General features: G+C 32.1%; 12 protein-coding genes. All 12 read left to right on the forward strand.

Features of this window, described 5'->3' with window-relative positions; genetic code table 11:
* The first annotated feature begins 11 nt into the window (after nt 1–11).
* The 12 genes from MR062_RS16945 (at nt 12) to MR062_RS17000 (ending at nt 12,951) form a co-directional block, all read left to right on the forward strand.
* Nucleotides 12–1,070, forward strand: a complete 1,059-nt coding sequence (locus MR062_RS16945) for a sensor histidine kinase (protein ID WP_242206485.1) — start codon at nt 12–14, stop codon at nt 1,068–1,070.
* Entirely contained in the window at nt 1,060–1,761 is a 702-nt protein-coding gene (locus tag MR062_RS16950; RefSeq protein WP_242206487.1) for a LytR/AlgR family response regulator transcription factor, read from the forward strand. The genes MR062_RS16945 and MR062_RS16950 overlap by 11 nt, the downstream gene beginning before the upstream one ends.
* Nucleotides 1,762–1,915: 154 nt before the next feature.
* Nucleotides 1,916–2,935 carry a hypothetical protein gene (locus MR062_RS16955; protein ID WP_242206489.1) on the forward strand — a complete coding sequence of 340 codons (1,020 nt, stop codon included), beginning with the start codon at nt 1,916–1,918 and terminating at the stop codon, nt 2,933–2,935.
* 153 nt (nt 2,936–3,088) lie between these two features.
* Nucleotides 3,089–4,033: a toxin-antitoxin system YwqK family antitoxin gene (locus tag MR062_RS16960; protein WP_242206490.1), complete on the forward strand. Its 945-nt coding sequence runs from the start codon at nt 3,089–3,091 to the stop codon at nt 4,031–4,033.
* Nucleotides 4,034–4,088: 55 nt separating this feature from the next.
* Entirely contained in the window at nt 4,089–4,583 is a 495-nt protein-coding gene (locus tag MR062_RS16965) for a hypothetical protein (protein ID WP_242206494.1), read from the forward strand.
* Between the two features lie 228 nt (nt 4,584–4,811).
* Nucleotides 4,812–5,603: a hypothetical protein gene (locus MR062_RS16970; RefSeq protein ID WP_242206496.1), complete on the forward strand. Its 792-nt coding sequence runs from the start codon at nt 4,812–4,814 to the stop codon at nt 5,601–5,603.
* Nucleotides 5,604–5,659: 56 nt separating this feature from the next.
* Nucleotides 5,660–6,163: a hypothetical protein gene (locus MR062_RS16975; protein ID WP_242206498.1), complete on the forward strand. Its 504-nt coding sequence runs from the start codon at nt 5,660–5,662 to the stop codon at nt 6,161–6,163.
* A gap of 47 nt (nt 6,164–6,210) precedes the next feature.
* Complete coding sequence (locus MR062_RS16980) at nt 6,211–6,951, forward strand: lysophospholipid acyltransferase family protein (protein WP_242206500.1); 741 nt, start codon at nt 6,211–6,213, stop codon at nt 6,949–6,951.
* Complete coding sequence (locus tag MR062_RS16985; protein WP_242206502.1) at nt 6,948–9,272, forward strand: phosphotransferase; 2,325 nt, start codon at nt 6,948–6,950, stop codon at nt 9,270–9,272. Before MR062_RS16980 ends, MR062_RS16985 begins: the two co-directional genes overlap by 4 nt.
* Entirely contained in the window at nt 9,273–9,797 is a 525-nt protein-coding gene (locus MR062_RS16990; RefSeq protein WP_242206504.1) for a CDP-archaeol synthase, read from the forward strand. It begins immediately after the preceding gene.
* The gene (locus MR062_RS16995) at nt 9,794–12,226 is read left to right on the forward strand and encodes a PEP/pyruvate-binding domain-containing protein (protein WP_242206506.1); all 2,433 of its coding nucleotides are present in this window, start codon (nt 9,794–9,796) and stop codon (nt 12,224–12,226) included. The genes MR062_RS16990 and MR062_RS16995 overlap by 4 nt, the downstream gene beginning before the upstream one ends.
* Nucleotides 12,223–12,951, forward strand: a complete 729-nt coding sequence (locus tag MR062_RS17000) for a hypothetical protein (protein ID WP_242206508.1) — start codon at nt 12,223–12,225, stop codon at nt 12,949–12,951. The genes MR062_RS16995 and MR062_RS17000 overlap by 4 nt, the downstream gene beginning before the upstream one ends.

A 12,951-nucleotide genomic window follows, 5' to 3' on the forward strand; every position in this document is an offset into this window, starting at 1 on the left:
AAATAAAAAACATGAACAATTTTGTTACGCGATCGGTCAGTATGTCTTTACAGAGTAATATTATATTCAATTTAGTATTATGGGTCTGCTTGCTTTTTGTATTACTTTTTATTTTTGCAGAAAGCCTCCATCCCTACTCCATCGATGTTATTTATACGGTCGGTTTTTTATCAACAGCCCTAATCCCTGTACTCATTAACTTTTATATCTTGATTCCCAAGTTTTTAAAAACTGAAAAATATTTGCTGTATCTCTTCACTTTTGTAATTACCCTTTTAGCGTTTAATAAGTTAAGTACCCTGTACTTTGAACGTTGCATCGACTATCTTTTTCCGGATTATTACTTTATAAGTTACCACTCCAATACCACTTTGTTTGCCATTTACAGCTTATTGTTGGTTGGTACCACCTTAATAAAACTCTCGGTAGACTGGTTCTATTTTAACCGCCAGGAAAATCGGGAACTTAAAATTAAGACCCAGCAGATACAGACCCAGCTTTCTTTGTTAAGATCTCAAATAAACCCTCATTTTTTGTTCAATTCGCTCAATGTGATTTACGCCTTAGCCATTGAAAAAAAGATAGAAACCAAAGATGCCATTGTGCAACTTTCTGATATTTTGCGGTATGTGATTTACGACTCTAACACGCCACGTGTATCTTTAAAGGACGAAATGACCTTGTTGAAAAATTATATCGAATTTCAGAAGTTTAGGCAAAAGGAAACAGGAAATATCAAGTTTAATTGTAAGGTTGACAACGAAAATTACCAAATTTATCCTATGTTATTGATACCTTTAGTGGAGAACAGTTTTAAATATGGGATTAAAGGAGATATAAGCAATACCTTTCTTAATATCGATTTATCGCTGCAAAACAACGAATTTCTATTTCACATTGAAAATAATTATTCGCAAGACCAATTGAAGCCGAACCAACATTCGGGTGTTGGATTGGAAAATATTAAGAAAAACCTTGAGATTGTTTATGCCAAAAAACATGAATTTAACATAGTGAAATCCAAGGATACCTTTGGAGTGATTTTAAAACTACATAAGCATGAAAATTAATTGCTTAATAATAGATGATGAGCCTGCTTCTCAAATTGTTTTAAAAAATTTTATTGCAGATGTTGGTTTTTTAGAAATGAAAGCCATTTGCAATAACGCCATTGAAGCTATTGATAAACTAAAGGAATTCAATGATATTGACTTGCTATTTTTGGACGTAAACATGCCCAAAATTTCAGGGTTAACCTTTTACAAATCATTACAAAATCCACCTCATGTAATTTTTACAACGGCCTATCCGCAATATGCGGTAGACGGGTTTGAAGTCAATGCCATTGACTATTTACTAAAACCCTTTTCTTTTGAACGCTTTTTTATTGCTGTGAATAAGGTGTTGGAGAAGCGTTATAATAATGGTAATAACACAAGTGAAGAGCAGTTTTTCCTTGTTAAATCAAACAAAACACTTCATAAAATTAACTTTAAAAATATTTTATATATTGAAGCTTTTGGCGATTATGTGAAAGTACATCAGGAACAACAATGCCTATTGACCAATGCGACATTTACATCTGTACTTGAATCCTTACCTAAGGATATTTTTGTAAGAACCCACAAATCTTTTGCCATTAATTTCAAAAAAATGAATGCTATAAGTGGTAATCAAATTACCATACAAAAACATAAAATCCCCATTGGGCAAAAATATAGAGTCGAGTTCTATAAGTTTATAGATCAGGCCAACAGATGACGACAAGGTTAATGTGCATGTTTTTTTAGGGATTAACATTAGATATGAAAGGCTTTTTAATTTTTAAGTTATTAACTAATACTTCATTTTAATCATGTACAATTTTATTATTACAATAGTTTTAAAAATTAGATATTCGTATTGGCTTAACTTAATGGTTTTGCTCTTAACTGTGTTTTGTTGTAATAATAATAAGCATAATCCAGCATTTCAAATTACCGACCCCTGTGAAAGCACCAGCCCAACGCCGGATAGTTTGCTATATACACCTGTCTATGAAAAGCCCGTTATAACTTCTCCGAATAATAATTCAATTATTCCTATAATTTATGGGGATGAAGTCGTTGAAATTAAGTGGGAATCACCAAAAGATTTGGTTCGTTTAGAATTAGAATATTTTAAATTAGATCATCCTTATGATTGTTTGGATTATGAAAAATTTCGTCCGTCATATCCTATAATGGTAAATGGTGTTGTTGGTGAAGGTTCGACAAGCTTTCCGAATAATACCGGAAGGTGTCATTATTGGTTGATCAATGGGTTTTATGATCCTTTCAAAACGGATTATTTTGAAATCATAAAAGATACTGTTTATGTGGCCTATAGAATGCGGTCAAAATCAATTTGGAGTGATCCTTCCAAAAAATTTAGCTTATGGACCGATGTAAAAACTTTTGCAATGGTTCCTCTTGTAAATTTAAAGAAGGATATTATTGAGGTTTCTTATCATTTTAATTTTATTGCAGAAGAAACGCATGAATACTATTTTTCAGGGATGGCTAAAGCGAATAATTATCGCCTTAATAACATGGCTTCTGATAACCATTTAAATTTGGAAAAAATCAGATCCATAAGACCAGTAAAATTTGTAACCAATTTTGTAAGTGGGTTTGCGCGCAATAAAAATCCATTTTTATTGCTAACGATTGGGTTCAATGAAGATTATGAATACAAAAAACTTTTTTGCCCTTTTGAACTAATTGGTAGTGTTGCTCCAAGCTCGAATCAAGAAAGTCGTTCTATTGAGGGGCAGTTTTTGGAAACTTATTCAAATAACTTCCTATCCCAAATGAAAGATTATGATTTAAAATTGGCTTATAAACTGGAAGGTGCTTCGGGTACTGAACAGAAGGTGTTAATAACTCTGACCTATGAAGTTTTTAGTGATTATTAAATCATTTTCATTGTGTAAGTGTAAAGTTCGACGGACTATTACAATTTAGGCTTTTGACGTTCAAACATTCGTGTTTGACGAAAAAAATTTAATTAACACTCTTTTTCTTTAATTTTAATATACTACTTAAAACTGGCTAACTAAAACCAACCAATGAAAAAAATATTAACACTTCTGTTCCTAATTCCTTTTATTCACTTTGGTCAAGAGGAAAAAATTATTGATTATAATGACATTAACAAAATGGGGGAGCTTTTTGTTTCAAAAAACGACTCGACCTTAATTACGGGCAAAGTCAAATATTATTATGAGAATGGACAATTAAAGGAAGAAGTAACCATCAAGAATGGTAGATTAGATGGGGTAGGTAAAAAATGGTATGAAAATGGGCAGTTAAGTTATGAAGCGGTACATAAGGATGGTATATCCAACGGTGTTAGTAAAAAATATTATGAAAATGGCCAACTAATGAGACAAATACCAAAAATAAATGGCAAAATTAATGGGGTTCAAAGGGAGTGGTATGAAAACGGTCAATTAAAGAGAGAGGTTGAAACTAAGGATGATAAAATAGACGGGGTTGATAAAGAGTGGTATGAAAATGGTCAATTAAGTTTTGAAGGAACTTATAAGGATGGTAAGGCCGAAGATGTTATGATAGAATGGTATGAGAATGGGCAATTAAAATATAAGGTATTATTCAAAAACGATAAAAAGGAAGGCCTTGCACAATGGTGGCATGAGAACGGAGAATTAAAAGAGAAAGTAACATTCAAGAACGATAAAAAAGAAGGGGTTTCACAATGGTGGTATGAGAATGGGCAGTTAAAAGAGGAGGAAACATTTTTAGACGGGCAACCTAATGGGTTAGCGAGAGAGTGGCACCAAAATGGGCAATTAAAGGGTGAAGGTGTGTTCAAAAATGGTCTACTAGAAGGTATTTCGAAATGGTGGTATGAGAATGGGCAGATGGAAGATGAATGGACCTATAAAAAAGGAAAACCTAATGGAACTTGGAAAAAATGGAATACTGATGGTAAACTACTTAAAGAGCAAACGTATAAAAGAGGCCGTTTAATTTCTGAGAAAAGTTATTAATCCTTAATATTTCTTGCAATGGTGTACACTGTATACATAAATTGACCATTAAGTCATGAAAAAAAATATCGTTGTTTTTATCGCAATCTTATTGATTATTGAATGTCAGGGTCAAGAAGGAATTTCACTCTCCCAATCTACAAACAATACCTTTATAATAGATATTTTCGCAAGAGGAGATAACAATAGGCTGCATTTTGGATATTCACATCAATTTAACGGTCAGAAAGGGAAAGTTGAGAAAACAAAATTGGATGGATCTACAGAGACTGAAAAAGGAAAATATTTTTGGACCTGTGATTTAGGATATAGTAGGATATTTTTCAACCATATAGCCGTGCATTCTGAGCTAAGTATTGGAGGTTCAAAAAAGTTTACCAATTTTAAAGACGAAAGAGATTATATTGATGATTATTCTGTCATTACTAGTAGAAACTTAGCGGTTGGTATTGGATTAAAACTTGGTTACTCATTTAAATTTGGTTTTGAACCTTTCATTGGATTTAATACACTCAAAAAGGTGGATATTGGAGCTCGGGTTTTCTGGTAAAAATTCTATTAATTTAAATTAGAGAAGAAAGTAATTTAAAAATGAATAACTTGATTGTAAAAATGAAAAAATAAGCAAAGGATTTAAACATAATAATAAATAAAGTGTTTGACCTTTGAATAACAGTTTTCGACAAAAATATCGAATCCACAATTTCTTTTCATTTTATTTAGCATGCTCTAACTTTTATAAAAAACATATGTGTCAACTATATCTAATATTTATAAAATGAAAACTACCGCTCATTTAAAAACAATATATATTATTATACTTTTCTTGCTAACTACAGTTGTTTTTGCACAAGATTCTATCAGACTTTTTGAACCATTGCCCCGTAATTCAGAAAAAATAAATTTAATCCAACCAAAAGGAGCTATTATTTGGGGTAATTCGGACAAATACACCTTAGAGAATTATGGTGCCGCAAAAGTTAAAAACGGGATAACCTCAACTGGAACAAATAGAAAACGTGGTGTTTATTATTCTGTTGTGAAACAAAAAATCACTATCAATTTAACAACTTTCAATAATATGACTTCTACTTTAAAAGTACAAACTGTGCAAAATGAAGAATATACTCTTAAAGATACTTCTTTCGAAAATGCCTTATTAAATATAGCAGGCACTGGAGTTGAAACCGAAGAAGTTCAAAGCTATGCTCCATTTGAAAAAACAATAAGGGGCTCAATTACCACCAGTTCTGAAATTTCCAAAAATTGGGATATTAATCTAATAATTGATAAAACTCCTTCATTATTTTTAGAACTAGGCAATCTTACTAACGGCAATCAAACCATAAAAATCATTAGAACAAATTTAGACGATAACAAAAATATTAATGAAAATGGCAACATTCCTGAAGCAACACAATTTTATGAGCTTTTGGAAAATGGTATATCATTAGGTGCTGTTACTACTAAAAATTATAACGGAGACAATTCAATTTGGCTAAAGCCAGGATTAGATGCCTCAACAAAATTAATTTTATGTTCAGCTTTGTTGTTATTAAAGAAATTTTAATTGCGTTTATCTTAAACTATTCAAAAATTAATCAAACATTTTAATTGAATATAGTTATGCAAAAATTTATGTTATTAGTTTTCAGTCTGGTTGCTTTTAATAGCCTGATTGCACAAGAAAGAGGTCTTAGTATTTATAATGATCAAGAATCTAAAAGCATCATTATTAAGGAAAATAAAAGGATTCGCATTAAAACTTTTGATGGGATAAAGTTAACAGGGAAGTTTAAAATAATAGACTATGAAACTATTCATATAAAGAATAGACACATAAAACTTAATCAGATTGAAAAAATAAAAAAGCATCCCTTGGTTATTTCTATTTTAATAAACGGATCACTTTATTGGTTGGGAGCAGCATTTTTCATAGGTGGAGTTGAACTAGCAATTTTAGCTTTTTCTGGAGGTGATGGTTCTGGTTTACTTTTGGCTCCCGTTGCTTTACTTATAATGACACCCTCTCCATTTTTAATTTATGAAGCAATTAAATCGCCTAACATTCTTAAAGGCTATAAAAACACAAGTCATTGGAAATATGAAATAATAACAATATCAGACTAGAAGTGTTTTCTTCCTGTTTAAAGCATGAATAATTTAACAAGTTTAGTATGGCATATTACTTCAAAATAAAAGAAACATTCATTACCATTTACCGATGGACAACCGCCCTTAGCATTACCTTTATTACAGGAAGCATTGCTTTAATATTTGTTGTGATAAGTTTTGGGAAGCTAAGAAACCTTTGTGTAACCTTTATTATCAAACCTTCTTCCCGCTCTATTTTATGGGTCAATGGTTTCCGTGGTTATTATCCTCCTTTGGATAAATTTCCCAAACATCAAGTACTTTATACTTTCAATCATAATGCCGAACAAGATCTTTTTCTTTTAACAGCCTTAGGGCTTCAAAATACAAAATTTCTTCTTTCTGAAAAAACATGGATTTATATACCATTGGTTATTTCTGCTTTGGCAACAGGGACATTTTATATCCCTCAAAAAAAACATGCCCGAAGAAGATTGAAATTTTTTAAAAAGACCACTAAATTTCTTCAAAAAACCAACTACTCTATTGCCGCTTCATCTGAAGGAGTACATGAACATTTTCATGGAATAGCTCCTTTTAATCGAGGGATATATAGAATGGCATTAGAGGCAAATTTACCGATTGTCCCTTTGTTTATTAATGTTCCTAAAGAAAGTGATAATAGAACTTTTGGCATCGAATTATTAGATGAAATTTCTACAAAGGATTGGCAAGTTTATAATCTTGATAAGCATATTGAACATGTTAGAACCATTTTTGTTAATCGATTCAATGAGTTAAATCCAAATTGTAAAACTACATGAAAATAAAGTATCAACAAGCACCTGGCAGAGGGTTAATGAACCCAACTGCATTTGAGTTAAGGATGAATTATTTGGAGACCTTATCTAAAGATATAAGTAAGGATATAAAGTCTGAATCTATAGCACTGTCCCAAATACAAAACAATATTGAAAGTTTTATTGGTACCGTTGAAATTCCATTAGGATTAGTTGGTCCCCTGTTATTTATTGATAAAAACAAAACCCCTGAATGGGTTCATAGTGCTGTTGCCACAACAGAAGGTGCTTTAGTAGCAAGTATGAATAGAGGGATTAAGGCTATTAGTGAGTGTGGAGGCTTTGAAGCTCATATTGTACATCAAAAAATGGTCAGAACTCCCATGTATACCTTTAAGCGTTTGTCTGAATCTATTGCTTTTGATGATTGGATTAAAAGAAATTTCAAAAAAATAAAGGCAAAGGCACAAATGCATAGTAACCATGCTGAATTACTTGAAATTGGAAGTGTTGTTATTGGAAAAATTGTACATCTAAAGTTTGTGTATACCACAAGCGATGCTTCCGGACAAAACATGACTACGTCTTGTACTTGGAATGCCTGTTTGTGGATCGAACAGAACTTTGAACAGGAGACCAATATAGATATCATAAATTTTGTAATTGAAGGCAATGGGGCATCAGACAAAAAAGTTTCTTTTTATGCAATTCAAAACGGAAGAGGATGCCATGTAATAAGTGAATGTTTTTTAACAAATGAAATCATTGAAAAAACATTGAGGACAAACGCAAACGATATGTTTAGCTCCTATAATCATTCGCTTTCCATTAGTCGTTTAGATGGCATGGTCGGACATAATGTTAATGTGGCAAATGCCATTGCAGGAATCTATGCTGCTACAGGTCAGGATTTGGGATGTATTCATGAATCCTCTGTCGGTATTTTGCAAATAGAGCAAACCAAAGAGGGTTTATATCTATCACTAGTACTTCCTAACTTAGTTATAGGCACTGTAGGTGGCGGCACCCATTTACCTGTACCTTCAAGAATATTAGAATTGATGGATTGTAATGGAGCAGGAAAGATTGAACGGTTTGCAAAGTTAATTGCGGGCTTTGCGTTATCCATAGAAATTTCGACGTTGGCCGCCATTGTAAGTGGTCAGTTTGCTCGTGCACATCAGAAATTGGGAAGGAATAAGCCTGTAAAATGGTTACTCAGAAATGAAGTGGATATGGATTTTATAAAAAAAAACACTCCTTTTTTTAACGCAGATATTACCAGTATAAGTTTTGTTAATGATATTCATTTAGATAATGGAATTCTTACCGATTTAACAAAGAAGATTACTAAAAAGGTCATAGGGTTTATCCTAGCTGATATCGATACGATCGATGGGAAACAATATCCCTTATTATTAAAAAGTAAAGCACTTGGTAAAGAGGTTTTAGATGGCTTACACTTTATGGCGAATAATGTTAATGTCGATTTAGCTGATATTCTTTCAAAAAATTACCATACATTAGAATACAAAGACAACCACATTAAGGAAATAGAGGTTTATAAAGCTTTGCAAAAAATCGGTTTTCAGTTTATGCCTATTTTATATGGAACAAAAGAGGATATTGATAGAGAAATTTACATGATTATTATGGAGCGATTAGTGAAAGAAAACTTGTTGCTCATAAATTCTGAATTAAATCCGGAGAAATGGTGTATTCCAATCCTAAAAAAAACTATTGACAGCATTCATATTGTGCATTACAATTTTCAATACGATACCAATAAAATTGAATCCATCGAAGCTTTTGCCATTGAAAATGCACTGGAGCTTTACAGTGCTTTTGTAGCTTTAAACAGAAAAGACTATGATCATTTAAAAGCAGATCATCGTTTTGATGAATTAACAGATTTCATAGAGGATTGGAGTAAAAATGGATATAAACCCAAAAGTAAAATGACCTTGATCCATAATGATTTTAACCCAAGGAATATAGCAATCAGAACCAACGGCGACCCCTGTATTTATGATTGGGAGTTAGCGACTTACGGAATTCCTCATCGCGATATATTTGAGTTATTAGCTTTTACATTAACCCCTGATTTTGAGAGTTCGAATTTCGTTGACTTATTGAAATATCATTTTGCTCTGGTTAAATCAATAAATAATAACACCTACAATTGGCCTGATTATTTGGATGACTTTAAAATGGCAGGTCGGGTATTTTTAATTGCAAGAGTTAACTTTTATTTGACAGGAAGTATTTTAATGAATTATCCATTTATCGAAAATGTGTTTACCACCTCTTTTAAAATGTTGGATGTGCTAAAAAAAATATCTTAGATGAATAGCCTTCATATCCATTTGTATCTGTTTTTTCTTCCCTTAATTCTCGGCAATGTAATGCACATGATTATTATTAAACGTAATTGGTTTAATGGTCTGGCATTCCCTATTTCCAAACCATGGTTTGGGAACAATAAAACATATAGAGGTCTTATTGTCATTCCCAATTTAACAGGGGTAATAGCCCTGCTATGCAGTATTTGGTTAGGGCCATTTAAGACATCTATAATCTATGATGCTTTTTTTGGTTATGGACTTGGATTGGCTTACATTTTGGCCGAATTACCTAACTCATATATTAAAAGGAGATTAGGAATAGCTCATGGTGAGCTATCAAAAAAATACAAATACCTACAATACTTTACAGACAAAGCAGATTCTATAATTGGTGTTTTAGCCTTTTATTTTTTGGCTACGGACACTTCTTTTAAGATTATTCTAATTATGTTTTTTCTAAGTATAATTATACACATTGGCATTAGTCAATTCTTAGTAAAACTAAATATAAAGAGATCATTTTGAGCTATATATATTCACTTAACGAACCTCTGTCGGCCAACCTAGTTGGAGCAAAAGCTGCAAGCCTTTCTTCCTTAATTTCTTATGGGTGTGCTGTACCTACGGGATTTGCCATTAGTAAAAGATTGCAGGAAGTGTATCATAAAAACGAGTCCTTTCCCACAGATTTTAAATATAGCTTAGAACGTTGTATGGACGGAATTAATTCTAATAAGATCATTATAAGAAGCTCTGCCATTGGTGAAGATTCCGATAACTATTCTTTTGCAGGACAGTTAGACTCCTTTGTTGTTAGCAACAATATAAATGATATCCTACTTGCAATTCAAAACTGTTGGTCTGGTCTTAATAATGATAGGATTTCGGCATATGAAAAACATGCGGGCAAAAAGCTTTTGGAAATGGGGGTGGTTATCCAAGAATTTTTGGAGGCAGATTACGCAGGAGTAACATTCACATGCTCACCCTATAATGCAGCCCATATGTATACCGAATATGTTTACGGTGGTGGCGAACAATTGGTTTCCGGGAAAGTAACACCTAATAACTTCTCGATAGACTTTAAAGGAACACCCAAAGATAAACTTCCTTTTAATGGTATTAAATTAATCCAGACAGCCAGAAGATTAAAAGAAAAATATGGGTATCATATCGATATAGAATGGGTTGCTATAAAACAAAGCATCTTTTTTGTACAAGCAAGACCTATTACTGTTGTGCAAAAAAAGAAAGTACATTGGACGAACACAAATTTAAACGAAAATTACCCAGCACCAATATCACCACTATTGTATTCTATAGCCCGGGATGCCTATTACCATTATTTTAAAAACCTAGCTGGTCTTTTGCAAATAAATAAAAGCAGTATTCGAAAATTGGAGTATGATTTCAGTAATATAGTTGGCATTTGGGGTAACAGACTGTACTATAACATGACAAGTATCCACAATATACTTTCCTCATCACCTTTAAAAGTATACTTAAAGGATGCTTTTAACAAATTTGTAGGATATACTGAAAAAGATGTCACTCAAATAGACACTTCCAAGTCCACCTCTATTGTTCGTTTTATATTTAGACTCATTCGATTAAATTTTTCTTTAGAAAAACATGTTAGAAGGATTGAACAAATGGTTGATGATTTTGCTTCGAATGCTACTAAAAAAGAACAACATCTTCCATTGGCATCACTTTTCTATACTTTTTTAGACCTAAGATTCAATCAATGGTATCGGGCAAGCTTAGCTGATTTTTTCGCCATGATTCACTATAAGGTTTTAGGAGAAATAACCAAGATATTTTATGGTGAACAAAAGGTTGGCATGCATAATACTTTGGTTCAGGCCATTCCTGGTTTAATAAGTAGTGAACCGTCATATTATATTTATGATATGGCTGAAGAAATCAATAAAAATAAGGACATAAAGTCCTTCTTTCATTCGCATTCATCAAAAGAAATATACCAAGAAACCCAGGAAAATCCGAGTTTTTTGAACATTAAAAAAAAACTGGATTTATATCTTGAAAAATGGGGCTTTAGATGTTCTGGTGAACTCATGTTTTTTAGTACAAATTATATTGAAGAGCCTACTAAGTTTATCGAGTTATTACAGGCATATATATTCCAAGACTTGCAAAATCCTCGAGAGGTAATTGCGATTAATGATCGAGAAAGAAGACTAGCTATGCGCAGTTTTGCATGGAAAATAATAAAGAAAAGGACAATATTTTTTCCTGTGTCTATTTTAGAGGTAGGCTTACTTTATTTAAGCGCAAAATTATGCAAGCAAGCTATTTCCTGCAGAGAAAGAGTGCGTTACAAACAAGCAGAAATGTATTATCATTTTAAAACCATTGTTAAAAAAATCGGTGCTCAATTTGTTGAAGAAAAGAAGATGATAAATGCTGACGATTTATTTTTTATGAGTTACAAAGAGATTGGAGAATTATTATCCTCCTCATCCATGTTTTCAAAAGACATTAACGAGGTTATTCAAGAACGACGTACACGATTTAATTTGGAATCAAACAATGAATATCCTGAGAATTTCTCAACTAATTTTGGAGAAAGACCGGAATTGAGAAAGGAAGATGTTTTTTTTAATGGAGAGTTTACAGAGTTTAATGGATTAGCTGTGAGTGGTGGAAGGATTAAGGCAAAGGTAAAAGTGCTAGAATCTGTATTAGATAATGCCAAACTTAACAAAGGAGATATACTGGTTACCAAACAAACTGATCCGGGATGGGCCATGGTATTCCCTCTAATTGGAGGGCTTATTGCCGAGCGTGGCGGGGCTTTATCTCACGGTGCAATTGTAGCAAGAGAATTTGGAATTCCAGCGGTAATAGGAATCCCAAATATTACAGATATCTTAAATGACAATGATGAAGTAATATTAGATGGTGATCTTGGTAAAATTCAAATGTTGTGATAGCAGTTTTAAAGGAATATATAAAAATTAGAATTGACCTTATTAAACTAATAGGACTAACAATACTAATGACTATTCTAGTTTTATCGACTGGTGATGCTGGAGAGGTATGGATATATTCAATGCTATTTTTAGCTTCTTCTTTTACCGTGTTTAGAGTTTTTGATGATGCTTTTTCTGTGGTAACAGACAGAAAAGAGCATCCAGAAAGGACATATTTAATTCCTCAGAAATTCAAATCATTTAAAATAATAACTTCAGTAATTCTTGGCGCCTATTTATTGAGTATAAAGTTCCTTTTTTCAGATGCTTTTTTAATTATACTGTTGCTGCTAATTAGTTCATTGGTTTTTTACCTTTTATTAAGGAAACAATTGATAATGTTAAAATTAATTCCATCATTAAAATACCCTATTCTACTTTATTGTACTTCAATGATTTCATCAAACGAGGTTGAATTAGGAATACTATTCTCCTCATTTTTATTAATATTAGGGTTTGATAGTTTTGATATTGTGAAAAAACAATCAAATAACATTTGGAAACCCATGTTTTTTCTTTTTTGTTGTAGCATATTACTTTTTAAGCCTTGGCTGAACTACAACAATATTCTGTTTAGTATATTCCCATTGTTCATCATTTATTTGATTAGGAATAAAAGGGGCGTTCAATATTTCTCGATACTCTATTTGCCTATAATGTATTTTATATTAACAAATTTGTAA

Source organism: Aestuariivivens insulae (assembly GCF_022662195.1).
GTDB lineage: Bacteria > Bacteroidota > Bacteroidia > Flavobacteriales > Flavobacteriaceae > Aestuariivivens > Aestuariivivens insulae.

Excerpts from the sequence above, each read along its gene's own strand:
- MR062_RS16945 (WP_242206485.1), top strand. The coding sequence starts at position 12 with ATGAACAATTTTGTTACGCGATCGGTCAGTATGTCTTTACAGAGTAAT.
- MR062_RS16950 (WP_242206487.1), top strand. The coding sequence starts at position 1,060 with ATGAAAATTAATTGCTTAATAATAGATGATGAGCCTGCTTCTCAAATT.
- MR062_RS16955 (WP_242206489.1), top strand. The coding sequence starts at position 1,916 with ATGGTTTTGCTCTTAACTGTGTTTTGTTGTAATAATAATAAGCATAAT.
- MR062_RS16960 (WP_242206490.1), top strand. The coding sequence starts at position 3,089 with ATGAAAAAAATATTAACACTTCTGTTCCTAATTCCTTTTATTCACTTT.
- MR062_RS16965 (WP_242206494.1), top strand. The coding sequence starts at position 4,089 with ATGAAAAAAAATATCGTTGTTTTTATCGCAATCTTATTGATTATTGAA.
- MR062_RS16970 (WP_242206496.1), top strand. The coding sequence starts at position 4,812 with ATGAAAACTACCGCTCATTTAAAAACAATATATATTATTATACTTTTC.
- MR062_RS16975 (WP_242206498.1), top strand. The coding sequence starts at position 5,660 with ATGCAAAAATTTATGTTATTAGTTTTCAGTCTGGTTGCTTTTAATAGC.
- MR062_RS16980 (WP_242206500.1), top strand. The coding sequence starts at position 6,211 with ATGGCATATTACTTCAAAATAAAAGAAACATTCATTACCATTTACCGA.
- MR062_RS16985 (WP_242206502.1), top strand. The coding sequence starts at position 6,948 with ATGAAAATAAAGTATCAACAAGCACCTGGCAGAGGGTTAATGAACCCA.
- MR062_RS16990 (WP_242206504.1), top strand. The coding sequence starts at position 9,273 with ATGAATAGCCTTCATATCCATTTGTATCTGTTTTTTCTTCCCTTAATT.